A 25,079-nucleotide genomic window follows, 5' to 3' on the forward strand; every position below is an offset into this window, starting at 1 on the left:
TCGCGTGTTATATTATTGGTGTTCGATCCTATTGTTATAAAAATTTTGTAATAAAGGTAACAAATTTATGAAGCTAGATATTTTTGACTATGTGTATAATAAAGGTCTACCTGGTGAATGGCAAGTCGAAGAATGTCGATTAAGCCAAACAAATTTAATTGTAGGTAAAAATGCTAGTGGTAAATCAAGAATTTTGAGGGCAATACATACTCTATCAGAGTTACTATCAAATAGTAGGTCTATTCTTCCACAATCCAAAAGCTGTGAATGGCATTTGTTGTTTGATATCGATCGGTCGGAAGAAAAAACAGAATATATATTGAAAATAGAGAAAGGTCTTGTAATTAAAGAAAAATTAATTATAGGCAGTAAAAGCAATAAGCCACTTTTAGATAGGGATGAATCAGGCAAAGGTACTATCTTTGCTAAAGAACTTGACCGAGATATTCGGTTTCAAACTGACCAAACAGAACTCGCCGTCGTTAAGCGTAGAGACTCTATTCAGCATCCTTTTTTAGAGGATTTATATCAATGGTCTAGTTCCCTAAGATTTTATGAGTTTGGAACAGAACTAGGTAAGAATTTTATATGGGTTCCTCCCTTTCCCCGAAACCGAGAATTATCAAAAAATGAGATAAAGGTCAAAGATGCTAGGTCTGTTGTCGGTATATTTGTGCTGGGAGAAAAGGAATTTGGCGAGCCGTTTATAGAAGCAATTATCTCTGACATGAGTAAAATTGGTTATCAGTTATCAAAACTTGGAATAAAAGTGCCATCTTTGATCAATTCCGATATTTCCGCTGCTGATAGTTCAGAGGACTTACCACACTCTCTATACATTCAGGAAGCAGATTTAAATTCCGTTACAGAACAAGCCGAAATTTCACAAGGAATGTTTCGAGCTTTATCATTGTTTATTCAAATCAATTACTCTTTACTAGCAAGTAAGCCTAGTTGTATTGTGATTGATGATATTGGAGAAGGGTTAGATTATCAACGCTCTTCTTGTATAATTAAAATCATAATTGAGAAAGCTGAGACAGGATTAGTTCAACTTATTATGACTACCAATGATGAGTTTATTATGAATGGTGTTCCGATAGAATATTGGTCATTGATTGAACGAACTCCTGGGAGGGCAAAATTACATAATATTTATAATTCACGCGAGAAGATTGAGGAGTTTAAGTTTATTGGACTTAATAACTTTGATTTGTTCACCAGTGAGTTTCTGCTACAAAAAGAAGGTGAGGAAGAGGCTGCATAAATTATGACACCAAAGAAAATTGCTTGTTTTGTTGAAGGACAAACAGAACAGCTCTTTGTTGAAAGGTTATTTCAGGAAATTGCTGGTTATAAAAACATATCTATTGAAACTTGTAAATTTCAAGGTACTAAAGCTAATCGTATAATTCAACCACTTAAATTAAGTACCATAAAAAATGCTCCTTTTTTTGTCGTTTTATATGATTGTGGTAATGATGCTCATGTAGTTTCTGATATCAGAAAACAGCATCAGAGCTTAATCAAGAATGGTTATGAAAAAATTTTAGGGCTGAGAGATTTATACCCAATACCTTTAGGTAAAAAAGAAGAAATAGAAACAGGAATCAGAGGATTTTTGAAACCTTTGCAAAAAACAGGAGTGCCAATTTCTGTAATTTTAGCTGTCATGGAAATTGAAGCATGGTTTTTAGCAGAATGGAATTATTTGAGTAAAATAGATAATCGTTTAACCTGTGATTTTATCCTCCAGAAATGTGGTTTAGATATAAGAATTATCGATACTGAAAAAAGAGCACGTCCTAGTCAAGATTTAGATAAAATTTATCGGTTAGTAAGTAGAAATTATGCTAAAAGTGAAAAAACGTCGCAAGAGATTGTAAATAATCTTGATTATGAATTTTTGTATTTGCACTTGGTTAACAGTGTTAAGCAACTCAAAAGGTTTATTGATGAGATAGATAGTTTCTTGGTTTAGTAAATCAACCGCAAAACTTACTATATAATCGGTAACAATTAAAAATATACAACCTGTTCAGAGGTTCTCTCAATGACTTTTATCCCATCCGAAGCGTTTAAATCTATTAGTTATCCCAGCCGCACTGTCAAAAGAGCCGATCGCGCGGTCCGGTGCAGCCCTTTTCAATTACACTTCTTCCAGACCATCCGCGATAACAGTGTTTTCCTAAGTGCGATCGCCTCAAAGGCGGGTGTCGAAAGCGGCTACACCCGATCGCCCGTATCCGAACTCGCAGCCGAAAACTCCCTGCTGTGGCTGATCCAAGTCGGCGTTTTGCGGCGGGAAGTAGACGGACAAGGCATTACTGACAGTTTTCGCCTCACGCCCCTAGGCCGCCAACTCGTGGAAAAATGGGAACAGGAAGGACAGGGAGTGCCGGCGGCGTCATTGTGCGATCGCCTGGGAAATGCCGTTAGCCGCGGGTTGGGACTGTTCCTCTGAGGGGTTGTCACTGCCCCGAGTCCGACATTCCGACATTCCGACAGGGAATGAATTCCCTGTCTCATAGCGAAAGTCGGTTAAAACCGACTGCAAGTGTCAATTTAACTCGATGTTGAGTTTCGCATTGCACGTTAATCAACCTCCTCAGTCCTCTTGCAGAGGACTTGCGCTATGAGACAGGGATTTCAATCCCTGTCGGACTCGCCGTCAAACGAGTTAGACCCCGATCGCACCATAGCAGTTTTTGAAGATCCGGGCGATCGCATCCCTGTTCCAACCTTTGCCGAATGCTTCAATCTCACTGTCGGTGAAATGTTCAGTTGGCTAACGGAATAGCCCAAGGTCGATTTGCGATATCGCTTATGGTTTGACTGGAAGGATTTAACCGCAGAGGGCGCAGAGGGCGCAGAGTTCGAGAAGAGAGAGCTGTCTGCGGATTTGGTTCGATCTAATGTGCGGTCGATCGCCTATACTAGAATATCTGGTTGTCAGCTCTTCAAGGACGAGAGAGGACTTGCGGTCTTCACTACAAACTTAATTTATGATTATTTAACCGGACTTGATATCATCTCTCAAATAACCCCTAACTACTAACAACTAACTACATAAAAAGTTTGTCAAAAATGGAAGCTAAATCTTACAAAGACACCGTAAATCTGCCCAAAACTAAGTTTGATATGCGCGCCAACGCCGCCAAGCGCGAACCAGAATTGCAACAATTTTGGGCCGATCGAGAAATCTACGATCGCCTATCCGAGAATAACCCCGGCGACTTGTTCATCCTCCACGACGGCCCGCCCTACGCTAACGGACAACTTCACATCGGCCACGCCCTTAACAAAATCCTCAAAGACTTTATCAACCGCTACCAAATACTGCGCGGCAAAAAAGTTCGCTACGTGCCCGGTTGGGATTGTCACGGATTGCCGATCGAACTTAAAGTATTGCAGAACATGAAATCCGAGGAGCGACTCAATCTGACGCCGCTCGAACTCCGCCGCAAAGCCGCTGCCTTCGCCCAGCAAACAATGGAACAGCAGCGCGAATCCTTCCAGCGCTACGGCGTTTGGGGCGACTGGGAACACCCGTATTTGACCATGAAACCCGAATACGAAGCGGCTCAAATCGGCGTTTTCGGTCAAATGGTGCTCAAAGGCTACATCTACCGCGGCTTCAAACCTGTTCACTGGAGCCCGAGCTCGAAAACAGCCCTCGCCGAAGCGGAATTGGAATATCCTGAAGGCCACACGTCGCGCAGCATCTACGTCGGCTTTCACGTGAAAAAATTGTCAAAATCCCTGCAAACGAAGCTCAAGCGCTATATGCCGAGCCTCTGGGCGGCGATTTGGACGACTACTCCCTGGACAATTCCGGCAAACTTGGCGATCGCAGTTAATCCGGAACTGACTTATGCGGTGGTGGAACCGCCTGCAGATTCCCACATCGCACAACAATTTATGTTAGTGGCTGTCGATGCGGTCGATCGGCTGTCGGCAACTTTTAACACTGAATTAAAAATACTTGCCACCTTCAAAGGCAAAGAGTTAGAAGGCTGCATCTACAAACACCCGCTGTTCGATCGCGAAAGTCCAATTGTTGCCGGTGGTGACTACATTACCGCTGATTCCGGAACCGGATTGGTGCACACCGCACCGGGGCACGGACAAGAAGACTTTATCGTTGGAAAACGCTGCGGTTTGCCAGTTTTAACGCCCATAGATGAAAACGGAAATTTCACCGCAGAAGCCGGACAGTTTGCAGGTTTAAATGTCCTGGGCAATGGCAATGCCGCAGTGATTGATGCCCTTGCTGAGGCAAATTGTTTGATTAAAGAGGAAAGTTACGCTCACTCTTATCCTTACGATTGGCGCACGAAAAAGCCGACCATTTTTCGGGCGACGGAACAGTGGTTTGCCTCGGTTGAAGGGTTCCGAGATGAAGCCCTAAAAGCGATCGCGGATGTGAATTGGATTCCCGCCCAAGGGGAAAATCGGATTACTGCAATGGTGGGCGATCGATCGGATTGGTGCATCTCCCGCCAGCGGACTTGGGGCGTTCCCATTCCCGTATTCTACGACGAAGAAACCAACGAACCGCTGTTAAATGAAGACACGATCGCCCACGTGCAAGCCCTTTTTGCCGAGAAGGGTTCGGATGCTTGGTGGGAATTGTCGATCGATGAATTGCTGCCGGAATCTTACCGCAATAACGGTCGCACTTACCGCAAGGGAACCGACACGATGGATGTGTGGTTTGACTCGGGTTCTTCCTGGGCCGCTGTTGCCCGAGGTCGATCGGAATTAAACTATCCTGCTGATATCTATTTGGAAGGTTCAGACCAACACCGCGGCTGGTTTCAATCGAGCTTGCTTACGAGTGTAGCAACTAACGGCGTTGCTCCTTACAAAACAGTTTTGACTCACGGTTTTGTGCTAGATGAAAAAGGCCGGAAGCAAAGCAAATCTGAAGGTAATGTCGTCGATCCGGCAGCCGTAATTAAGGAATATGGAGCCGATGTTTTGCGGTTGTGGGTGTCTTCGGTAGACTACTCAGCAGACGTGCCTTTGGGGAAAAATATTCTCAAACAGCAGTCGGATGTTTACCGCAAAATTCGCAATACAGCTAAGTTTTTGCTGGGGAATTTGCACGACTTTGACCCGGCAAAAGATGCCGTTGCTTACGAGGAATTGCCGGAACTAGACCGCTATATGCTGCACAGAATGGGTGAAGTTTTTGCGGAAGTTCAAGATGCTTTTGACAGCTTCCAATTTTCCCGATTTTTCCAAACTGTGCAGAATTTATGCACGGTGGATTTGTCGAATTTTTACTTGGATATTGCTAAAGACAGACTTTACATCAGCGCGACAGATACCCACCGCCGCCGCAGTTGTCAGACGGTGATTGCAATTGCTGTGGAGAATTTAGCACGGGCGATCGCACCTGTTTTGTGTCACATGGCTGAGGATATTTGGCAGTACCTTCCCTATCCGACTCCTTACAAGTCAGTATTTGAAGCCGGCTGGGTGCAAGTTGATGCTTCGTGGCACAATCCAGAGTTGGCTGCGCGCTGGCAGTATTTGCGACAAGTGCGCGCCGAAGTTAACAAGGTTTTGGAAAAAGCCCGGATGGAAAAGGCGATCGGTTCTTCTTTGGAAGCTAAGGTTTTGCTTTATGTTCCCGATGTTGAGAAAAGGCAGCAATTGCAAGCTTTGAATCCCAGCAGCGAAGAATTGGTGGATTATGTGCGATCGCAAAATTCAGCCATACACTCAGCCGCAGAGGAGAAAGCAAAAGCAGCACAAGATCGACAGGAAGAACAAGCGGCAAATGTTGCCACAGTGTTGACAGAAAACACAATTTATGTTGAGGCGGAAACCGTTGCAGAAAAGGGATCTCGATCTTCTCAGATCGTACAGTATTCTGCCCCTGAATCGTCGGCTTCAGACGGGCAGCAAATCTTAGATCGAGTCGTCGAGTTTGTGGCTAATTTGCCTGAATACGCGGGTAACTTTTTCACAGAAAACCAAAAAGCGCTGGTAACACTTGGGCTGTTAGCCTCTGTGTTGATAACGGGCCGAGTAACGCTGGCGATTTTGGATACGATTAATCAGATTCCGGTGTTGGGAGGCTTATTGGAAGTCATCGGCATCTTATTTACAATCTGGTTTGTTTTCCGTCACTTGCTGTTGGCCGCCAACCGTAAAAAAATTGCACTACAAATTGATTTGTTGATAGCAGATGTGCTGGGCCAGACAACCGCGATCGTGCCTGCAGAAACAAGGGCCCTCGTCCTCGCACCGGCAGTAGAGACAGCGCTTGTGCTTGTAGAAACACAGGCGATCGCACAAACAGCCCCTGTACAAACGGCGCTTGTAGAAACACCCCAAATTGAGGAAGCAGAATTAATTGCGATCGAACCCAAGCCAGAAATTCCTGCTGAAATAGCTGCAGGGCACGAATCTACAATGACCGGCAACGGTGTAGACGAACTGCGCTATTTGTTCATTACTTCGCAAGTGGAACTGGTTGAATCGAATGCAGTCCTGCAAGAATTGCCGTACACTTATCAGTCTCCGGAGTTGGCGATTGGTGTAGTCAAAGCAGATGGGGAAAAGTGCGATCGCTGCTGGAATTACTCGACTCACGTCGGAGAGTCGATCGAACATCCGCTGATTTGCGAACGCTGCGTTTGTGCAGTAGACGGCAAATTCTAACCTAGGCTGTGTACCGCGCACCTTACATCTAACAGTCAACAGTCAACAGTCAACAGTCAACAGTCAACTTCGATGATGTCGAGTTCTTGGTAGAGTTGGCGGCTGTCCAGGCAGAATTGGGCGGCGGTGGTGGCGGCATCGGGTTGATGCGGGATGCGATGTTTGTAGATTTCGCCGAGGAGTTTGAGGGCATCGGCTTGGAGTCGGCGGCGGTTGAATTCCTGGAAAGTTTGCAGGGATTGGCGGGTGAGGGATTCGGCAAGGTTGAGGTTTTCTAGGGCAGGGATTTCTAGGTAGGCCCGGGCGATGTCTAGGGTTTCTTCAGCGAGATTGACGGTTTGCCCGAGGGCCGTGAAGTGGCCCAAACCCATCGCATAGGTGTTCTCGAATTGGGCGATGCGGATGGGTTGGGTGGGATCGCCGGCGGGGATGTGACGCAGGAAATCGCTACAGACGAGGCTGAGGGCGATGTAGTCGTAGGCGAGGTTTTTTCGATATTCACGATCGATATTTAGCTGTATTGCCTGTTCTAGGTGTTGTTCTGCTTGGGTGAGAAGGGAAATTGCGGCTGTGCGATCGGCGGTTTCGCGGGCGAGTTGGCGCTGGCTGTGGGCAATGTGTCTGAGTTGTCGGGCAAGGCTGTCAGTTTGGCCCAACTGCTGATAGATTTCTCGGCTTTGTTGGTGATGGGCGATCGCATCTTCATATTTCCCCCAATCTTTATAGATTATGCCCAATTGAGAGTAAGCATCGGCAATGTTTGGTCGATCGTCGAGTTGCTGACGCAGGGCTAAATCCTGTTGTGCTGCATCGAGTGCCTCTTCGTATTTACCCCACTGCCGATAGCAAACTGCCATCCAGTACCAAGAGTTAGCAACATCTTTTTCCTTGCCCAATTGCTGATAGAGTTCTCGGCTTTGTTGGTAATGGGCGATCGCTTCTTCATATTTCCCCCAATCTAGATAGATTCCTCCCAATTGATAGTAGGCTAGGGCAATTCTGGGTCGATCGTCGAGTTGCTGACGCAGGGCTAAATCCTGTTTTGCCGCATCGAGTGCCTGTTCGTATTTACCCCACTGCCGATAGCAATCTGCCATCGAGTACCAAGAGTTAGCAACATCTTTTTCCTTGCCCAACTGCTGATAGAGTTCTCGGCTTTGTTGGTAATGGGCGATCGCTTCTTCATATTTCCCCCAATCTTTATAGATTATGCCCAATAGAAAGTAGGCTAGGGCAATTCTGGGTCGATCGTCGAGTTGCTTACGCAGGGCTAAATCCTGTTGTGCGGCATTGAGTGCCTCTTCGTATTTACCCCACTGCCGATAGCAATCTGCCATCAAGTACCAAGAGTCAGCAACATCTTTTTCCTGGTTCAATTGCTGATAGAGTTCTCGGCTTTGTTGGTGATGGGCGATCGCTTCTTCATATTTCCCCCAATCTTGATAGATTCGTCCCAGTTGATAGTAGGCTAGGGCAATGTTATGTAGATCGGCGAGTTGCTGAAGCAGGGCTAAATGCTGTTGTGCGGCCTCGAGTGCCTGTTCGTATTTACCCCACTGCCGATAGCAATCTGCCATCCAAGACCAAGAGTTAGCAACATTTTTTTCCTGGCCCAACTGCTGATAGATTTCTCGGCTTTGTTGGTGATGGGCGATCGCTTCTTCATATTTACCCCAATCTTGATAGATTCCTCCCAATTGATAGTAGGCTAGGGCAATTATGGGTCGATCGTCGAGTTGCTGACGCAGGGATAGATCCTGTTTTGCCGCCTCGAGTGCCTGTTCGTATTTACCCCACTGCCGATAACAATCTGCCATCGAGTACCAAGAGTTAGCAACATCTTTTTCCTTGCCCAACTGCTGATAGATTTCTCGGCTTTGTTGGTAATGGGCGATCGCTTCTTCATATTTCCCCCAATCTTTATAGATTATGCCCAATAGAAAGTAGGCTAGGGCAATTCTGGGTCGATCGTCGAGTTGCTTACGCAGGGCTAAATCCTGTTGTGCGGCATTGAGTGCCTCTTCGTATTTACCCCACTGCCGATAGCAATCTGCCATCAAGTACCAAGAGTCAGCAACATCTTTTTCCTGGTTCAATTGCTGATAGAGTTCTCGGCTTTGTTGGTGATGGGCGATCGCTTCTTCATATTTCCCCCAATCTTGATAGATTCGTCCCAATTGATAGTAGGCTAGGGCAATATTATGTAGATCGGCGAGTTGCTGAAGCCGAGCTAAATGCTGTTGTGCTGCATCGAGTGCCTGTTCGTATTTACCCCACTGCCGATAGCAAAATGCCATCCAAGACCAAGAGTTAGTAACATTTTTTTCCTGGCCCAACTGCTGATAGATTTCTCGGCTTTGTTGGTAATGGGCGATCGCTTCTTCATATTTCCCCCAATCTTGATAGATTCCTCCCAATAGAAAGTAGGCAGCGGCAATTCTGGGTAGCTCGTCGAGTTGCTGACGCAGGGCTAAATCCTTTTTTGCCGCATCGAGTGCCTGTTCGTATTTACCCCACTGCCGATAGCAATCTGCCACCCAGTACCACTGGTTAGCAACATCTTTTTCCTTGCCCAATTGCTGATAGAGTTCTCGGCTTTGTTGGTGATGGGCGATCGCTTCTTCATATTTCCCCCAATCTAGATAGATTTGTCCCAATTGAAAGTAGGCAGCGGCAATGTTGGGTCGATCGTCGAGTTGCTGACGCAGGGCTAAATCCTGTTGTTGGGCATCAAGAGCTTGTTCGTATTTACCCCACTGTCGATAGCAAACTGCCATCCAAAACCAAGAGTTAGCAACATCTTTTTCCTTGCCCAACTGCCGATAGATTTCTCGGCTTTGTTGGTAATGGGCGAGCGCTTCTTCATATTTCCCCCAATCTAGATAGATTCGTCCCAATGCGTGGTAAGCATCGGCGATGTTGGCTCGATCGTCTAGTTGCTGACGCAGGGCTAAATCCTGTTGTTGTGAATCTATAGCCTGTTCATATTTCCCCCACTGCCGGTAGCATTCTGCTATCGAGTACCAAGAGTTAGCAACATAAGTTTCCTGATTCAATTCTTGTAAGAGTTCTCGGCTTTGTTGGTAATATAAAATCGCTGCTTCGTAGTTTCCCCAATCTTGATAACTTCTGCCAACACTATAAAAAATACTGGCCTGGGCTTGACAGTTGTTCGCTTGCTGAGACAACTCTATTGCTTTCTGAAGACACTCTAATGACTGCTGGTATTGCTGATGCGATCGATAACAAACTCCCCAGCTTTGCCACAAAAGGAATAAATCAGCAGCACGGGAAGATTGCAGCTTATCCAAACATTGCTGATAGTAATTCAAACTCCGATCGTAATCTTCTTTTTTCTCGCAGGCAAAGGCGATCGCCCATTCGACAAAACCCCCTAGATCGCAATCCCCTCGCTCTTCTAGAGTTTGTAACAGGGAAATTGCCCGATCGTACTTTTTCGATCGCAAATAAGACAATCCCGTCATAAATTCTAAGGCTTGTCGGCGATCCAAATCGCAGATTGCATCTTCCAAAGCGCGTTCCAATGCCAGAGTCATCTCTACTCCCAATTCGGAGACTAAATCCAGAATTGCTTCAAACAACGATGGCGTTAACTGTTGTACGATGCTCGTCACGCCTGCAATTAAACGTTCTCCCGCTTCGCCACAAACCACATAAAGCATCGCCACTCGCGCCTTATTTTGCTGCTCTTGAGACAGCCGCTCATCTGCTGCTGCTTGTTGCAACCTGTCTAAAACCTGTTGATTAAAGACCTCAATTCCCCGCAGCAACCGCAACAACTCCTGAGTTGGTTCATCTGCAAAATCATCCCCATCCAATCCCAAATAAGTCACTACCAGCTTCTCCACTTGCTGCCGACAGAATTTGGGCGTGACTTTGATTTCTGCCAATACCTGCCCCACAAACAGCAAATCCTGCCACAGCGAATCAGACTCCCGCGGGGCTGCCTCTGCCCGTGGATACCACACCAGCACTCGATTAGCGCCCGTTTCTTTCAGCCGAATCTCCTTCCCAGCAATATCCGGTTGATAGTCGGCTAAATTGCCAAACAACTGTTCCAACAACCGATTCACTCGTTGGCGATCCGCACTCAAATACCCCAACGCCAGCAAAATCGGCTCGTTCCACCGTGCCTGATAGCGATAGGTGTCGATCATTTTCAAAATCTCAGGAATCTCGTTGTCGGCAATGTACCGCGCCGCATAATATTCCTCAAAAGTCAGGTGCATAAACCCATACACCGCCGGAGCTCGTTCTACAAATAGCCCCGTCGTCTCCCGCACCTTCCGCAAAAACTGTCGCACCATTTCCAGTGCCTCCGGTTCCTCCACCCCCTGTAAATCCGCCATTTTGGGCGTTAACCAGGCTTCCACCTCTGCCTGCGTCACCAACCCCGAGGGCTTCTCCTCGTGCATCTGGAACGCCAGAGGAGCCAGCAGTGCCGTCACTTCCTCTTCCACCAGCGAAAGTTGCCTCTGCTGTACCCCATAGGAAATGTTACGCCCCAACTGCCAATCCTCAATCAGCGTCTTGGTTGCCAACTGATACAATTCCACCCGTCGCTGCGGCATTTGAGTGCCGTTGCGGTGAATCAGCGCCAAAATCGTCAGCAGCAGCGGATTGGTGGCAAATCGATTCACTCCCGGCTTGGTTTCGATCGCCTGTAAAATGCCCCGCGCTTCTCGTTGGGCCTCTCGTTCCTTCAAACTAACATCGGCTTCGGGACGTTGCGCCTCTTCGATGGCCCGACACCAGCGTTCCAGAAACAGCTTGATTTGGGCATTGCCCATCGGCGTAATCGTGAGCTCTCGAAACCGGCTGCCCAGGGAGGCTTCCTGATATCCGGCAATCCGGCTGGTGATGACAAACTTATTCTCGCCGTAGTCCTTCACCAATCGATCGATCTGCTGCACCACCTGCACGCGATTTGCGCGATCGAAAACCTCATCCAACCCATCCATCAGCACCAAACAATCCCCCGCCGCCATCTTCGCCAGCAACAAGTCGGCAACCGCATCGCCATTAGCGCGATCGCGATCGCACTCCCAGTGGCGATAAAACTGCTTCAGGTACTCCACCAAACTCAAACCCGGCTGCTGGGCAAGGCGTTCGGCAAAATCGGCAATCCGAAACAAAATCGGCAACCGAATCTCTCCTAAATCCTCATCCATGCCTCCGAGCACCCTCAAATTGGGCGACCCCTCCTCAACCCTGAGAGGAGAGGGGCTTTCCTCCCCAGAAGGCTGCGCGGTTGGCTCATCTGTAGCTTGAAGGCCGCGATAGGCGATCGCAAAATGTCGCGCCAGATAGCGCAGCAGCGTCGTTTTTCCGGCACCAGGCTCCCCTAAAATCGCACTGTAGGTGTGTTTCCGCAACGCTTCCGCGAGATCGACGATTTTAGTCACGCGCTGGCGACTGCTAGGTTCAGCACTCACAGCCAGCATCGGCTCATCTGTAAACTCGAAGTCTGGGAAATCCGGTTCTCCCAGTTTGTGAGGGCGACTCGGTTTGACTCGCCCTTCCCCCCTGGTAACTCGTTCTCGAAACGATTGACTCTGTTCCTCCACCCATTCTGCCTGAAGCGATACATAAATGCGATCGAGGAGAATATCCACCTGGCGGTTGACTTGCATCACCCCAGCCACTTTCAAATAAGAGTTTTCAGCAATCAGCCACTGCAGATACGGATACAGCAGCGGATTCGAGGGGGGGCGCGTCGCAAAATAGGCCACGTTCCCCCGCCAGTCCCAAAAATCCGCAGCCTGCTGGCGAAACTCATTGAGAAACGTCTCCCGACTCAGCCAAAACACCAGCACGATATTGCGATCGAAAATGCGTTCTCGCCCCAAATTCAACTGCTGCATTTCCTGTCGCAATCGGTGTCGGGGCAGGTACTCCAGCCCAAATGCCATCACTACCCTGCGCCCGGATGCCGCCTCGACCTCCAGACGGTGGAGGCAATCGAACAGCGAATCGTCACTGTAGTAGAGGGTGCGGAACTCAAACGGCTCATCCAACTCCTGCAACTGCGCTTTAAACTGTTCCACCACCGGATGATTCGGGGCGCTATCCGGCGCGATCGCAAATAAGCTGAGGCTGCGATCGCTCAACGCCACTGCATTGACCAGTTTCGTTAATTCTGCTCGATCGCCCGGTTCTAGTTCCTGCATCACCTACTCCTTGGCTTGCTGCCAGCGTTCCAAATCAACCCACAACATCGGATTCACATCAAACCAGCGCCCATATTTCTTGTCGTCGTACCCTAACACCAACTTGTAGTGCAGTAACTCATTACAAATGACTATTCTGCCGTGCTTTGGCGAGTCAAACACATTGCTGCTCAACTTGCCCGTGCGATGCACCGTCTCCAGTTCGGGAAAATGATAATCCTCGATCGTGTACATTCGATGTTCCTCTCGAACCGCTTCCTCAGCAATCGTGCGATCGATCCGACTCACCCTCCGACTCAATGCGACTTGGCAAGCCATCCGCGCCAACCGCACCAAATCCCGGAGCACGCCGCCACTTTTCTCGCACAGCAAATCCATCGCCTGGGGCTCAAACAAATTCGCGTAGGCATCTCCCAATGTTGCCAACCGTTTCTGAACCACTTCCATCAAAATATGCCGTCCCACCCGATCGGGATTTGTAGTCGGGCGAGCCATCTCATCGCACTTAAAAACGGCAATATTGGATAAATCTAGACATCTGGTAAAGCCCTCCATCGTTTGCCGAAAAGAAGGCGAATAACGCAAGTCGATCGGAATTGCATAACATATATGGCACTGAAGATCCGTCAACAACGAACTGGAAAACATATTTTGTGCGATCGAATATTCCTTTCGATCCAAGCCATCCACAATCACTAATAGCTTCGGTTTATCTCGTTGAGCTGCTGCTATAATCTCATTCACTTTATTGATAATTTCACCCAAAACGGGTTTCACTTCCAACGTCCGCGTCGTTTCACGCTGAAACCCCACTTTCAGCAGCATTCCCAAGTCTTGAAACAGCTTGGGTAACTGAAGTTCGCCCCCACCCGTAACTTTATCTTGGTAAGTTATTTTTTTGAGAGTTTCCAAAAGTTCCTTTTCTAATTTTTGGGGCAACTTCCAACCTACATCTTTCAGTCGCTGCACGACTTGCATCCCAATCAGTACAGGCACTTCCGCATGACCGATATTAAATTTATCCAGCGCCGTATCCGTATCCACCCAAACAACTGTGTAATCCTGTGTACACTTTTGTTCTAGCCGTCGCAACTCCGTCGTCTTACCGCCCCCGCGATGTCCTGCCACCAGATACTGAGATGGCTCATCGTCCGTTGCCAGCGAATTTACCAAATCATCCACCGGACTATCTTCCCGGCGGACGTAGAAGTCTTCTAACTCCTTATTAATTAACGGCTCATCAGGTCTGAATAGTTGACAAGCTGGTTTCCAAAATTTGATGTCACTCATTCGCCGCTTATTTAATTTTTTTTCTATTGCAGGTATTATACCAGTTAATTAGGGCATAGGGCATACCTCACCACGCGATCGAACCGCTATAATTAATCTGACAAATTTAACAATCTTGAACCTTGTAGGGTGCCTAATTTACTTTTCAGCATTTAGATTTGAGCGATCGCGCTGGCATATCCCAACTTTTCCTAGACCAAAAATGCGATCGGGCTGTACACCTCGCCAAGCCGGCCTCCGCTACTCCCTGCAAAATCCCCACGCTTGCGCAGACAGCAACCTCACGGGATTTATTAACATTTTAGAAGGCTGCCGCCCCAGCAAAATCGAGCATTTAGTCTTTGCTTCTTCGAGTTCCGTTTACGGTACTAACACCAAAGTTCAGTTTGCTGTTAGCGATAACGTCGATCGTGCTATTTCCCGTTACGCAGCCACCAAAAAAGCTAAGGAACTGATGGCTCATTCTTACAGCCATTTGTACAACTTGTCAATCACAGGATTGCGCTTTTTTACAGTAGACCTCTTGCATAAGTCTTTGCTTGATACAAAAACCGCGGATGTAAGGCAGATAAACACAGATTAACGCAGATAATTGAGGGAATTGAAAGCAATTTTTGCAAGAGGTATAGTCTAGGGCTCTTGGGGCCGGCCGGATATGGCTGATTTCAAGTTTGTAAATTTGTCGGTATCCTTTCCTACTAATTTGTGTTTATTTTTAGGCAAAACTCTCGCCTACGCACTAAAGTTAAGCTCGCTTATAAGAGGACGAGATAACTTGAATTGCCCAAACTATTTCTGATTAAAAAAACCGCAGACGATTTCACCAGGGTTGTTTTGTCCAAAGGTCAAAACAGTTCCATCTTTCTTAACTGTAGTGCGATCGCGGCAATTGTAGACTGCCAGAGGCTGTTTAACTCCATCCACACTAAGAATTACCCTGTATTCCCAATAGTTTTTCGCACTGCGCTTGATATCGACAATGCAAATCTCGCTTCCTTGATAATTGCGGCATACAGAGGCGTCAGCAGGAAGCGCCACCCAGAAAAAAGATATTAATAACAAAAAGTAGCAAATACATTTCATCATCTGCGATCGCCTTTTTCTCTACGCTACTCCGAACCCAGTCTGCGGGCGCTTGTAAGGTGGATGCAACCCCAACACAATATCATCCTCAGACACTCCCATCTTGATAAATTCCCCTGCAATATCCACTTCTGTCATATTGCGCTGAATCCAAATTTTGCCATCCTTGATATCCAAATGAATGAAACAGTTGTATATCCGCTTTAGTCCCTCCCAGCCAACATCGAGTAACTGATAGTGGTCGTGTTCCCAATCAAAAACAAGCTGGCACTCAACGTCTGGATTAGGCTTTTCTAGTCTTGCTTGTTGACTTAGCAATTTTCGGATACACTGGCGGTAACGCTCTACTCTTTCCATTCCAAAATTCCCTTCTTTTTACAGCATCGTGAAATAATTTTTTTGCAGCAATTTATGTAAAATACACCCTTTATATCTCTTATCTATTCTACTGCATAACCCGTATACTTCCGCATAAACGGCGGCTGAAATCCCCAAACAATATCCTCTTTGGAAACTCCGGCTATTACTAAATTTTCAGCAATATCATCCTCAGTGGCATTCCATTGAAGCCAAATTTTCCCACCCTTGATATCTATGTGAATGCTACAGTGATGCACCCGAGTCTGCTTGTCCCAGCCCACATAGAAGATTTGGTAATGATCTCGTTCTGTATCAAGAATTGTCTCGACTTTAATGTCTCCGCGAGCAGGTTTGCGCTTGCCGTACTCCAGTAACATTTGCTGCACAATTTGCCGATATTTGATTAAGTTTTCCATTGCCAATTTATATCATGTCCGATCGATTAACCATAATATCCCGGTCGGGGCGGGTTTTTGAGATGGTCAATTATTGGCAGGTATTGTTGGTGAACCCTCTCCTACAAAAATCGCCGTCGCTCGGCCGGACATGATATTACTTCCTATCTTACCTTTTTTGATAACCAACTGACACTATTTTTGCAAGCGACTTAGCAATGGGGGCGCCCTCAAGTCGCGACATCGTAAGATAGCTGAACGAGGCCAGAACTGTATGTCTGACATCCAGTTAACTGCAAAGCTGTAGTATTTATGGGATTAGCAAATAAAGGAATTCCCTCGCCCAAAATAATCGGCTGCACCGAGAGAATTAGCTCGTTGACCAAATTTTGATTCAGAAAATCGCGAATCAGCAGAGAACCTCCCACCAACCAAATATTTTTGCCGTCAAGCAAGCGCAACTCCTTGACAAAACTCTCTAAATGTGTTACAACTTCGACATCATAAGTTGCTTGAAAATTTAGATTTTTCGTAAAAACATAACTCTTTTTTTCCGGGTACGGATACTCGCCAAAAGTGAGAACTTGTTCGTAAGTTTTCCGACCCATGAGAACGGTATCGATGCTATCTAAGAATTTAGTATAACCGTAATTTTGGTCTGTAAACAGCCAGTCAATATCGCCATTCGCTCGGGCGATATAACCGTCCAAGCTAGATGCAATGAATAGTACAATTTTACGCATGGCAACACCGAGGTTTTGGGAATAATTGGGGCGAGTCGGACCCCAATCACCTTAATTTTAAATGATTTAGCGTCCTGGCGGTAGCTTGAGTTCGACACCCACCTTTTGACCGAGTTCGATCGCCGTATTGGCAAAATAAGTCATGCCGGCGATCGGAATTGCGATCGCAGTTACCGTCGCAACAATACCTTTTAACCTTTGCTTTAATCTGGTTTTATTCCATTGGTTTTCAGGTTTCTGGATTTCGGTTTCGATATCTTCAATATCGATAATTATCTCATCGCGGATATCTTCGGGAAACTGCTCAGCAGTTTGACGCATCGATGAAATCAGTTTCAAAAGTTCGGCGGTATGGGTGTTATTGTTTTGAGTGAAGCCTAGGGCTGTTTGTTTGGTGCTGTCTTTCACTTGGTTAGCGATGCTGCCGACTTGTGAACCTTGAAGGTTGTTGTTTTGGGAAGAATCTTGAGTCATGTTTGCTTCGGCTTTATTAAAAATTGGTCTACTAACTGCTAGTTTAGTGATATCTACAAGGTTGTCATAATATTTTCCCATTTCTCGATCGCCCATTTGGTATCTGCGCCGAAGTTCGATCGACTCATAGCCATCCAGCAACGGCCGCAAATCGAGTTTGAGTTTGAGTTTGCCGACGCGCACAGTATTCTCCCCCATCTCCTCCAACCCTAGCAAATCCTCGTAATCCAGCGGATCGGCCTCGGGATAACCCGGAACCGGCACCCATTGACTGATTTCCAGATTGGCAAAAGAATTGTGGATTTTGGTAAACGTATCGCGAATCATGCTGAGGAAAGAACGCCGCGTCGATTCCCGCCCGCTAACGGCAATAAAGATTTTCTCATCTACCGGGTCAGATTTGATCCGGGCGATGTTGTAAACCTCAGCGCCTTCGGTGTACTCCAGCATAACCCCCGTGCGCCAGTGGGTGCAGTTGTGGATTTTCTCGTGCATGAGGACGATGAAGCGCGAGAGGATGCTGTCGGGGAGGATGCGGTAGTGATATTGAAATTCCAGCGTTTCGCCTTCGAGTTCGGTGTTTTCCGGTTGTTCTTTGGGCAAGATGCCGGGGATGAGGAAAGTCGGCGCGGGACAACCGCTGACGGGGAAGCAGAGTTCAAATTCCTCCATCAAGCCGGTGAGGCAGTGGTAGCGGTGGCGGGGATATTTATTTGAGTCGAGGATGCGGCTGAGGTCGGCGTAGGTGAGAATGCCTTTGGTTTTGACTTTGAGTGCCTCGTCGCTGAGGAGGGCATAGATGCCTTCTGTCACCCAGTGGGGATTGAGGATGTTGGTGGATTGCAGGATGGGGTGTTCGCGGAAGTTGAGGACAATGCCCAGGTTGTGCAGCAGTCCGATCAGTTGGGTTTGGTCGGTTTCTTCAAAGATGTTTTCTGTGGCGCAGATGGTGGCGTATTCGCTGATGCTGATGATGTCTTTGTCGAGGTTTTCCAGGCGCTGCTTGACTTGGAACCAGCTTAGGGGCAAAAGATCGTAGACTTCTTTGAGTTCGGAGATTTCGGTGTGGATGGCGCTGCGGAGTTCCTCGATGCCGGTTCCGCTTTGGCAGGAGGTTTCGATAATCGCTTTGATGTTGGGATATTTGTCGCGCAAGGCTTTGCGGTTGAGATCCAAGGGTTGTTCGTCGCACTTGTTGCCGACGAGGATGACGGGGGAGGCGTCGCCGAAGCTTTCGATCAGTTTCAGCCAGTATTCGAGGCGGTTTTCGTCTTCGCTGGTGCGGCAGTTGCACACGAGGAGGTAGAGGCTGCGTTTGGTAAGGAAAAATTGGTGGGTGGCGTGGTAGATTTCTTGTCCGCCGAAGTCCCAGACGTTGAGTTTGACGGGTTTGGTGTTGACTGTAATTTGCCACTCTGTGATTTTGAGTCCGTCGGTTTGGGGCTCGTTGGGGTTGTATTTGTTGTGGATGAGGCGTTCGATCAGGCAGGTTTTGCCGACGCTGCCTTGCCCGACGAGGAGGACTTTGGCTTCGTTGAGGGGGAGAACTTCGCCGCTGCGGAGTTGGCGCAGGTAGTTGAAAATGGCGGCGGGGGTACCGGGTTCATCTTGGTTGCCGAGAACTTCTGGGGAAATGGGCAGGGGATTGCAGCGGAGGTCGAGTGTTTCAAGTTTTGGCAGTGTTTCTAAGCCTTCAGGAATCTTTTCAATCTGATTGTTCAAGAGGTTAAGCCATGTCAGATTCGACAGTTGCCCGAGCGCCTCTGGGATGGATGTAATCTGATTGTTCAAGAGGTAAAGCTCTGTCAGATTCGACAGTTTGCCGATGGCTTCTGGGATGGATGTAATCTGATTGTTCCAGAGGTAAAGCTCTGTCAGATTCGACAGTTTGCCGATGGCTTCTGGGATAGATGTAATCTGATTATTACTGAGGTAAAGCTCTGTCAGATTCGACAGTTTGCCGATGGCTTCTGGGATGGATGTAATCTGATTGTTACTGAGGTGGAGCTGTGTCAGATTTGACAGTTTGCCGATGGCTTCTGGGATGGATGTAATCTGATTGTTACTGAGGTCAAGCTCTGTCAGATTCGAGAGTTGGCCGAGCGCATCTGGGATGGCTGCAATCTGATTGTCCCAGAGGTAAAGCCCTGTCAGATTCGAGAGTTGGCCGAGCGCATCGGGAATTTCTGTTAAACCAATGCTGGTTAAATTTAAACTCTCTAATTGCTTCATTTCCAGTAGTAATTCTGGCATTGTTCCGAATGGATTGCCGCTGAGGTCGATCGATCGCAAATTTAAGAGAGATCGTATCTCCGGCGGCAATTCCTCCAACCCCAGCCCCGACAAATCCAGTTGGGTCAATTTTTCCTCTGCCGCCCGGTGAATTCGCCGCACTGCTTGCTCTCGCGTCATGCCCTTCGTCTCTCGGTAGGATTCATTTTATTGTGACAGGAATTTTTGGTTGGGTGGGGGGGAATTAGGACACGGCAGTGCCGTTTCCCTACAATTAATCTGGCGATGATTGTATCCGAGGGAGGGCGAGCATCGATTATTTTGGGGTAGGGAAACGGCATTGCCGTGTCCAGAGTGGCCCAGGCATCAAAACCTTCATAACCGGGTTTTTTCCCGTTTCTACGACTGCATGGCATCTTCTGGGCAAAAACCCGGTTTCTGAGCTACGCATCACAATCAAAGAAATCAGGACACGGCAGTGCCGTTTCCCTACAACTAATCTGGCGATGATTGTATCCGAGGGAGGGCGAACATCGATTTTTTTGGGGTAGGGAAACGGCATTGCCGTGTCCAGAGTGGCTGATGATTGTATCCGAGGGAGAGCGAACATCGATTATTTTGGGGTAGGGAAACGGCATTGCCGTGTCCAGAGTGGCTTACGCATCAAAACCTTCATAACCGGGTTTTTTCCCGTTTCTACTACTGCATGGCGTCTTCTAGGCAAAAACCCGGTTTCTGGCCACCCGCGAGGAATCTGGGGAGAAAAAAGGCTACACATTTTTTGTTTAGTAGATTTATGTTAAAGGGAGATGAATAATTCGGTCTTGGTATTCGTTATCAAACGAACCATCAACAATCACAATCAATTCCTCAATATTTTGCCCAATACTTAAATCCTGATTCAAAACGAAAATCCCTGGAATATGACCACCTTGAGCCAGATGATCTACCAAATGTACGGCCATTGACTTGCGAGTGTTTGTCACCAAAATAAAGTTATGCTCCTCACACCAAACCAAAATCTCCGGATCGAGAGTGCTTTTGGGGGGTGTACCAATTTCGCCCACTGCCCAAACTACTAAATCAGGGCGTTTTCGCCGAAGTAGTGTAGCATAAATGGGCGTAACATTCTCGTCCATTAAATATTTGAGCGCCATTTCTCAAGCACCCTGGATAACAGATTTTCTTTCCCGTTCAGCTTTCAATTTTCGCAATCTTTCTGTCGCCGGATGGGGATTTGCTACTTGGCTCTTTCGCTGCTGATGCGACCATTCCAACCAATCGTGCAAATATCTACTTACTGATTCTTGATTTTGTAAATAATACAAAATAGTCGTATAAACTTCTGCCAAAGTTAGAGATGGGTAGAGTTGCTGAATTTCTTCGGCGGTGCGTTCCCGATAAAGATACTCATACAGTACCGTCTCAATCCCGATGCGATGTCCTTTAATCCGAATATCATCCGGTGCTAAGAAATCAAAATACTCATTCAGTCCCATATCTAAAATCCCTCTTTTAGCTATATACTATTCTACTATTCGCTTTGATGAGAAACAATAATGCGATCGATTTCTTCGCGGTGGCGATCGTAATAACGCCAAGCATTCTCTAAATCGCGATCCGACAAACCTGGATAATTCCGAAGTAACTCAGTCTCATCAGCACCCTGTTGGTGAAGCGAAACCAGTGTCCAAACAGGAATGCGAGTGTTGCGAATCCGGGCATTTCCTCCACAGACTCCAGGCGTACTCTGAATCGCCCTAGCCGAGAGTTTTTCTTGAAACAGCAAATTCTCTTCAGGTGTCAGCGACTCAATCACTTGAATTAAGGAGTCAACCAACTGAATGTTCATAGCTGGTAATTTACAGAATATATAATAGTCCGATCGCAGAAACTATGATAGCAAAATACCCCAACACCAACCTCTCAAGCTGAGGGTACTTGCCAATCTGTGGCGGCAATTCCTCCAACCCCAACCCCGCCAAATCCAGTTGGGTCAATTTTTCCTCGGCTGCTTGGTCAATTCGCCGCACAGCTTCCTCTCGCGTCATGGCCTTTGTCTCTCGGTAAGATTCATTTTATTGTGACAGGAATTTTTGGTATTGAGGCGAGAAACCGGGTTTCTCTGAATTTTTTGGTTGGGTGACGATACATATCGAGAGAAACCCGGTTTCTGACATTAACGCATCGAGGCGAGAAACCGGGTTTCTCTGAATTTTTTGGTTGGGTGACGATACATATCGAGAGAAACCCGGTTTCTGAGATTCACGCATGGGACGAGAAACCGGGTTTCTACGAGGTTTTAGTTGGGTGACGATAAATACACAAAAAAACCGGGTTTCTCAGGTTTGTTTTACCAAGAGATGACAAAGAGTGCTACGCTGGGGATAGAAACTTATTTGTCTATGAACCAAATTAAACGTGTTGCCATAGTGGGAGGAACCCACGGAAACGAACTCACAGGAATTTACCTCGTGAAGAAATTCGATCGCGCGCCAGAGTTAATTGGGCGATCGACTTTTGAAACAATCGCCCTGCTAGCCAATCCCAAAGCTTGCGAAATCGGGAGACGCTACCTCGATATCGACCTCAACCGCTGCTTTCGACAGCAAGATTTAGAAAATCCCCATCTCTCCAGCTATGAAGCGCAGCGGGCGAAAGAAATTTACGGCATTTTGAACTCAAAAAACAGTCATCAGCCCAACGTAATTATCGATTTGCACAGCACCACATCCAACATGGGGCTAACATTTATTCTCGCCAGCCATCACCCATTTAACCTGCAACTAGCAGCTTATTTAACCTCTGTCTATCCCCACCTCAAGCTACTCGCCTCTACAAGCGAGAATCCTGATAGTCCTGTGCTGCGATCGCTTTCCGAATTAGGCGGTACCCTCGAAGTTGGTGCAGTGCCGCAAGGCGTATTAGATGCCTCTTTATTTCAGCAAACTGAGCAAGTTTTAGGCACAATATTAGACGGTGTAGAAGCCTACAATCAAGGCACAATGCCTGCCGCAAAGAATCCCCTGACTATTTATCACACTATGGAGGCTATAGACTATCCCAGAAACGAGAAGAAAGAAATTGAGGCAATGATTCATCCTCATCTACAATCCAGAGATTATCAAGCCCTGAATCCCGGGGATCCGATGTTTTTGACCTTTGATGGTGAGTCGGTCTTGTATGAAGGTAAATCGACAGTGTATCCAATTTTTATTAACGAGGCCGCTTACTACGAAAAAGGAATTGCCATGTGTTTTACCCAAAAGCAATTAGTCATTAGTTATTAGTTATTAGTCATTAGTTATTAGTTATTAGTTATTTCTTGAGAGGGTTCGGGTGACAAAAACTCTTCTTCAGAAGGCGCACTAACAGAACGAAAGTGCTTCCATACTTCCAAACTGAGAATACAGGCAATCAGCCACACTAAACCCGCCGTATAACCGGCAATAACATCGGTAGGCCAGTGAACCCCTAGATAAAGCCTGCTCAAACCAATAGCAGCAACTAATACAACAGTCAAGCTGTAAATCCACCAGCGCTGCTTGGGAAAGCGCGAGCCCAAGAAATATCCTAACAAACCGTAAATAACCATTGAAATCATCGCGTGTCCGCTAGGAAAACTGTAAAAGCGAACGTCAACAACCCGCTCCCAAAGTTGAGGTCGAGCGCGGGCAAAAAGTTTTTTTAACAGTAGGTTTAAACCGACCGCCCCGGCGCCGGTAACTGCAATAGTTGTGGCTTCGGAGTTATGTTTGCGCACCCACAAGATAATACCCAAACTCACGCTCAGCGCTAGCAGCAAATTTGGCTCCCCCAAAAATGTAAAGGCGAGCATGATGCGATCGCGCAGCGGAGTGTGAAGGCTCCTAAGATATAGTAAAATAGATTTATCGAAAGCGTAGGTTTCCTTTTCCAAAACCTCTTCCGCAAGGGTGGCAAATACCCACATCGCCAAAGCAGCAACACCAAGCCCGGCCAGGCGAATCATCGAAATGAGCGATCGAATTTTAGAACGCATTTTTTAAGTAATTTAAAGTTTTAAAAGTTTCAACAGACAATAATACAACAACTATCGGAAACGAAAACGCCTTACCGATCGTCTAGATTCTTGAGCAACTCTATTCTGAATCATTAATTGATTTTTCACTAGCCACCTCAGCTTTTACCTCCCATCGGCGAATGACTATACTATCAAAAAAATACATTTCTGCAATTTTGTTGACCGTGGGGTTGACAAGTCTTTCTAGCTGTGGTAAGAACAGCGGAGTAAGTGCCCCGATCGCCGAAGCCCACACGATCGCCCAGCGTCTCGTTTCGACCGCAGTCGCCCAAAAGCCGAACAACCCGCAATTCGGCAAGCCGATCGACTGTACCCTAGGCAAAGACTGTTTTGTATTGCTGTATTTCGATCGAGAACCCGGCCCCACCGCCGTAGATTTTGGCTGCGGGCGCCAAACCTACGACGGCCACGACGGCACAGACTTTGCCATTCCCGACGCCAAAGCAATGGCAAAAGGAGTTCCAGTGATTGCCTCCGCAGCAGGCAAAGTTTTGCGAGTACGAGATGGTGTAGTCGATCGGCGTTTACAAAACGATACCGACAAAGCCAGCATCGCAGGCACAGAATGCGGCAACGGCATGGTAATCGACCACGGCGCAGGCTGGGAAGCCCAATACTGCCACCTCCGCAAAGGCAGCGTTGCCGTCAAACCGGGTACGCAGGTACAAAAAGGCACTGTTTTGGGCATGGTGGGGAACTCTGGGAATGCATCTTTCCCCCACGTACACGTAACTTTTCGCTATCAAGGCAAACCCGTAGATCCGTTTGTGGGCCCCGACGCCAAGTTAGGCTGCAACATCGCCCGCAATCCAATTTGGGACAAGCCGATGGACTATATTTCCACAGGTTTAATTCGGGCCGGTTTTGCCAATAAGCCACCCGATATGAACGCTGTCTGGGAAGGACAATTTGCAGAGACTACACTCCCTGCAAACAGTCCAGCTTTGTTGTTTTGGGTGCAAAGTTACGGAGTGCTCAAGGGCGATCGCGAACAATACAAATTATTTGCACCCAACGGCACAACCATCGCTGACGGGACCAATGAAATTAAAGCCCCCAGCCGCACTTGGTTGGGTTATGTCGGCAAAAGAAACAGTACAAATTCTCCTCTGACTCCCGGAGTTTGGCGGGCCGAATATCGGTTGACGCGGGGCGATCGAGTTTTGACCCAAGTCAAGCGAGAAGTTGAGTTGCGTTAGTCACGCGGGCCGTTGTGAGTTTTCAGAATAACAGGATTTTCATCATCTCAGTTGACTGTTAAATCTTTTATGAAATCTTTAGGAGTAAACAACAAGCCCCCGAATTCATCTGTGGGCTCAATTGCATCATCTAAAATTTAAAATCTCCCATCTCAAATCGAATGATTATCCATATATTCGCTAGCGTTTGCAGTCGGAAAAACTACAGCTTCTTGGTTAAGTAAAAAAGGAATAGCGAGTAATCCGCAGCCGCGTGGCAAAAAAGTATTCAATCAAAGGACGGGCTTTGTACAACTCCCTATTGTAAGTTCGCACCCTCTTGCGGTTGTGGCGAGGCCCAATCATATCATGTGCGGTCGATCGCCCGAAAT

The 25,079-nt window shown here is 47.1% G+C and carries 20 protein-coding genes; 8 read left to right on the top strand and 12 right to left on the bottom strand.

Features of this window, described 5'->3' with window-relative positions:
- Positions 1-67 precede the first annotated feature (67 nt).
- The 5 genes from QUB56_RS16350 to ileS all read left to right on the top strand — a co-directional run bounded on the left by QUB56_RS16350 (position 68) and on the right by ileS (position 6,678).
- Complete coding sequence (locus QUB56_RS16350; RefSeq protein ID WP_332956480.1) at positions 68-1,267, top strand: AAA family ATPase; 1,200 nt, start codon at positions 68-70, stop codon at positions 1,265-1,267.
- A gap of 3 nt (positions 1,268-1,270) precedes the next feature.
- Positions 1,271-1,981 carry a DUF4276 family protein gene (locus tag QUB56_RS16355; protein WP_332956481.1) on the top strand — a complete coding sequence of 237 codons (711 nt, stop codon included), beginning with the start codon at positions 1,271-1,273 and terminating at the stop codon, positions 1,979-1,981.
- Between the two features lie 72 nt (positions 1,982-2,053).
- Positions 2,054-2,464 (top strand): Npun_F0494 family protein, encoded by a 411-nt coding sequence (locus QUB56_RS16360; protein ID WP_332956482.1) that lies wholly within the window; start codon positions 2,054-2,056, stop codon positions 2,462-2,464.
- Between the two features lie 171 nt (positions 2,465-2,635).
- Complete coding sequence (locus tag QUB56_RS16365; RefSeq protein WP_332956484.1) at positions 2,636-2,800, top strand: hypothetical protein; 165 nt, start codon at positions 2,636-2,638, stop codon at positions 2,798-2,800.
- A gap of 287 nt (positions 2,801-3,087) precedes the next feature.
- Positions 3,088-6,678: an isoleucine--tRNA ligase gene (ileS, locus tag QUB56_RS16370; RefSeq protein ID WP_332956485.1), complete on the top strand. Its 3,591-nt coding sequence runs from the start codon at positions 3,088-3,090 to the stop codon at positions 6,676-6,678.
- A gap of 56 nt (positions 6,679-6,734) precedes the next feature.
- Here ileS and QUB56_RS16375 read toward each other — a convergent pair whose 3' ends face one another.
- Both QUB56_RS16375 and QUB56_RS16380 read right to left on the bottom strand, forming a co-directional pair.
- Positions 6,735-12,869, bottom strand: coding sequence for a tetratricopeptide repeat protein (locus tag QUB56_RS16375; RefSeq protein WP_332956486.1), 6,135 nt, complete (start codon positions 12,867-12,869; stop codon positions 6,735-6,737).
- Positions 12,870-12,872: 3 nt separating this feature from the next.
- Positions 12,873-14,159, bottom strand: a complete 1,287-nt coding sequence (locus QUB56_RS16380; RefSeq protein WP_332956487.1) for a hypothetical protein — start codon at positions 14,157-14,159, stop codon at positions 12,873-12,875.
- Between the two features lie 115 nt (positions 14,160-14,274).
- Between QUB56_RS16380 and QUB56_RS16385 the strand changes: the two genes are divergently transcribed.
- Complete coding sequence (locus tag QUB56_RS16385; RefSeq protein WP_332956489.1) at positions 14,275-14,742, top strand: NAD-dependent epimerase/dehydratase family protein; 468 nt, start codon at positions 14,275-14,277, stop codon at positions 14,740-14,742.
- 206 nt (positions 14,743-14,948) lie between these two features.
- Here the strand turns inward: QUB56_RS16385 and QUB56_RS16390 are convergent, their stop codons facing one another.
- The 9 genes from QUB56_RS16390 to QUB56_RS16430 form a co-directional block, all read right to left on the bottom strand.
- Positions 14,949-15,245 (bottom strand): hypothetical protein, encoded by a 297-nt coding sequence (locus QUB56_RS16390; RefSeq protein WP_332956490.1) that lies wholly within the window; start codon positions 15,243-15,245, stop codon positions 14,949-14,951.
- An 18-nt stretch (positions 15,246-15,263) separates the two neighbouring features.
- Entirely contained in the window at positions 15,264-15,599 is a 336-nt protein-coding gene (locus QUB56_RS16395; RefSeq protein WP_332956492.1) for a XisI protein, read from the bottom strand.
- Between the two features lie 83 nt (positions 15,600-15,682).
- Positions 15,683-16,018 (bottom strand): XisI protein, encoded by a 336-nt coding sequence (locus QUB56_RS16400; protein WP_332956494.1) that lies wholly within the window; start codon positions 16,016-16,018, stop codon positions 15,683-15,685.
- Positions 16,019-16,227: 209 nt separating this feature from the next.
- Positions 16,228-16,740, bottom strand: a complete 513-nt coding sequence (locus QUB56_RS16405) for a dihydrofolate reductase family protein (protein WP_332956495.1) — start codon at positions 16,738-16,740, stop codon at positions 16,228-16,230.
- 66 nt (positions 16,741-16,806) lie between these two features.
- Positions 16,807-19,626 (bottom strand): leucine-rich repeat domain-containing protein, encoded by a 2,820-nt coding sequence (locus QUB56_RS16410; protein ID WP_332956496.1) that lies wholly within the window; start codon positions 19,624-19,626, stop codon positions 16,807-16,809.
- A 614-nt stretch (positions 19,627-20,240) separates the two neighbouring features.
- The gene (locus QUB56_RS16415) at positions 20,241-20,603 is read right to left on the bottom strand and encodes a DUF5615 family PIN-like protein (protein ID WP_332956497.1); all 363 of its coding nucleotides are present in this window, start codon (positions 20,601-20,603) and stop codon (positions 20,241-20,243) included.
- A 3-nt stretch (positions 20,604-20,606) separates the two neighbouring features.
- Positions 20,607-20,945 carry a DUF433 domain-containing protein gene (locus tag QUB56_RS16420; protein ID WP_332956500.1) on the bottom strand — a complete coding sequence of 113 codons (339 nt, stop codon included), beginning with the start codon at positions 20,943-20,945 and terminating at the stop codon, positions 20,607-20,609.
- A gap of 35 nt (positions 20,946-20,980) precedes the next feature.
- Positions 20,981-21,298: a DUF433 domain-containing protein gene (locus QUB56_RS16425; RefSeq protein WP_332956502.1), complete on the bottom strand. Its 318-nt coding sequence runs from the start codon at positions 21,296-21,298 to the stop codon at positions 20,981-20,983.
- A 10-nt stretch (positions 21,299-21,308) separates the two neighbouring features.
- On the bottom strand, positions 21,309-21,497 hold the full coding sequence (locus tag QUB56_RS16430; protein ID WP_332956503.1) for a hypothetical protein: 189 nt from the start codon (positions 21,495-21,497) through the stop codon (positions 21,309-21,311).
- Between the two features lie 354 nt (positions 21,498-21,851).
- On the opposite strand from QUB56_RS16430, the gene QUB56_RS16435 reads away from it, so the two are divergent.
- Positions 21,852-22,736: an aspartoacylase gene (locus QUB56_RS16435; protein ID WP_332956505.1), complete on the top strand. Its 885-nt coding sequence runs from the start codon at positions 21,852-21,854 to the stop codon at positions 22,734-22,736.
- 17 nt (positions 22,737-22,753) lie between these two features.
- Here the strand turns inward: QUB56_RS16435 and QUB56_RS16440 are convergent, their stop codons facing one another.
- Complete coding sequence (locus QUB56_RS16440) at positions 22,754-23,467, bottom strand: phosphatase PAP2 family protein (RefSeq protein WP_332956507.1); 714 nt, start codon at positions 23,465-23,467, stop codon at positions 22,754-22,756.
- A gap of 161 nt (positions 23,468-23,628) precedes the next feature.
- Here QUB56_RS16440 and QUB56_RS16445 point away from each other — a divergent pair, with 161 nt between their 5' ends.
- Positions 23,629-24,708, top strand: a complete 1,080-nt coding sequence (locus QUB56_RS16445; RefSeq protein ID WP_332956508.1) for a M23 family metallopeptidase — start codon at positions 23,629-23,631, stop codon at positions 24,706-24,708.
- Positions 24,709-25,079: the final 371 nt, after the last annotated feature.

The organism is Microcoleus sp. AR_TQ3_B6 (assembly GCF_036702785.1).
In the GTDB taxonomy this organism is placed as follows: Bacteria; Cyanobacteriota; Cyanobacteriia; order Cyanobacteriales; family Microcoleaceae; genus Microcoleus.

Coding starts and splice junctions, on each gene's coding strand:
- QUB56_RS16355 (WP_332956481.1), top strand. CDS start 1,271: ATGACACCAAAGAAAATTGCTTGTTTTGTTGAAGGACAAACAGAACAG.
- QUB56_RS16445 (WP_332956508.1), top strand. CDS start 23,629: ATGACTATACTATCAAAAAAATACATTTCTGCAATTTTGTTGACCGTG.
- QUB56_RS16375 (WP_332956486.1), bottom strand. CDS start 12,869: ATGCAGGAACTAGAACCGGGCGATCGAGCAGAATTAACGAAACTGGTC.
- QUB56_RS16440 (WP_332956507.1), bottom strand. CDS start 23,467: ATGCGTTCTAAAATTCGATCGCTCATTTCGATGATTCGCCTGGCCGGG.
- ileS (WP_332956485.1), top strand. CDS start 3,088: ATGGAAGCTAAATCTTACAAAGACACCGTAAATCTGCCCAAAACTAAG.
- QUB56_RS16430 (WP_332956503.1), bottom strand. CDS start 21,497: ATGACGCGAGAGGAAGCTGTGCGGCGAATTGACCAAGCAGCCGAGGAA.
- QUB56_RS16415 (WP_332956497.1), bottom strand. CDS start 20,603: ATGGCGCTCAAATATTTAATGGACGAGAATGTTACGCCCATTTATGCT.
- QUB56_RS16400 (WP_332956494.1), bottom strand. CDS start 16,018: ATGGAAAACTTAATCAAATATCGGCAAATTGTGCAGCAAATGTTACTG.
- QUB56_RS16425 (WP_332956502.1), bottom strand. CDS start 21,298: ATGAACATTCAGTTGGTTGACTCCTTAATTCAAGTGATTGAGTCGCTG.
- QUB56_RS16390 (WP_332956490.1), bottom strand. CDS start 15,245: ATGATGAAATGTATTTGCTACTTTTTGTTATTAATATCTTTTTTCTGG.
- QUB56_RS16380 (WP_332956487.1), bottom strand. CDS start 14,159: ATGAGTGACATCAAATTTTGGAAACCAGCTTGTCAACTATTCAGACCT.
- QUB56_RS16405 (WP_332956495.1), bottom strand. CDS start 16,740: ATGCGTAAAATTGTACTATTCATTGCATCTAGCTTGGACGGTTATATC.
- QUB56_RS16435 (WP_332956505.1), top strand. CDS start 21,852: ATGAACCAAATTAAACGTGTTGCCATAGTGGGAGGAACCCACGGAAAC.
- QUB56_RS16350 (WP_332956480.1), top strand. CDS start 68: ATGAAGCTAGATATTTTTGACTATGTGTATAATAAAGGTCTACCTGGT.
- QUB56_RS16395 (WP_332956492.1), bottom strand. CDS start 15,599: ATGGAAAGAGTAGAGCGTTACCGCCAGTGTATCCGAAAATTGCTAAGT.
- QUB56_RS16410 (WP_332956496.1), bottom strand. CDS start 19,626: ATGACGCGAGAGCAAGCAGTGCGGCGAATTCACCGGGCGGCAGAGGAA.
- QUB56_RS16365 (WP_332956484.1), top strand. CDS start 2,636: ATGAGACAGGGATTTCAATCCCTGTCGGACTCGCCGTCAAACGAGTTA.
- QUB56_RS16420 (WP_332956500.1), bottom strand. CDS start 20,945: ATGGGACTGAATGAGTATTTTGATTTCTTAGCACCGGATGATATTCGG.
- QUB56_RS16360 (WP_332956482.1), top strand. CDS start 2,054: ATGACTTTTATCCCATCCGAAGCGTTTAAATCTATTAGTTATCCCAGC.